We start from the raw sequence: 512 nt of genomic DNA, 5'->3' as shown, positions 1-512 counted from the left end.
GTCGAGACCCATCTATTGAAGGGCAAGGAGACTGCTCATGTCGTACGCTCGACGAGACGCGACCGAAATCATCGCTGCCGCTGGCGACCTGGAATTGGCACAGCGGGCCATGGCGCGCGACGGCGCTGCCTTCCGCGTCATCATCAAGACGCATAACCAGCGGCTTTACCGCATTGCGCGCGGCGTGGTGCGCAATGACAGCGAGGCCGAGGACATCGTCCAGGAGGCCTATGTCCGGGCCTTTGCCCATCTCGAGAGTTTTCGCGGCGATGCCTCGCTCGGCACGTGGCTGTCGCGCATCGTCATCAATGAAGCGCTCGGCCGGTTGCGTAAAAGACGGCGAACGGTGGCGATGCCCGAGAACCCCCAGGCCGAGATTATCCAGTTTCCCCTCAACCCCAGCGACGATCCGGAGCGGACGATGGCGCAACGGCAGATCCTCCAACTGGTGGAACGCGCAACTGACAGCCTTCCAGACGTCTACCGGATGGTGTTCGTGGCGCGGGTGATCG

The 512-nt window shown here is 62.9% G+C and carries 1 protein-coding gene; it reads left to right on the top strand.

The annotated features are described in order from the left end of the window. Window positions 1–37: 37 nt before the first annotated feature. The coding region (locus tag EN935_RS39770) for a sigma-70 family RNA polymerase sigma factor (RefSeq protein WP_127374441.1) at window positions 38–512 on the top strand (475 nt) is incomplete at its 3' end.

Origin of the sequence: Mesorhizobium sp. M7D.F.Ca.US.004.03.1.1 (assembly GCF_003998635.1) — a bacterium.
Lineage (GTDB): Bacteria > Pseudomonadota > Alphaproteobacteria > Rhizobiales > Rhizobiaceae > Mesorhizobium > Mesorhizobium loti.
This window is presented reverse-complemented; position numbering and strand designations above follow the sequence as displayed.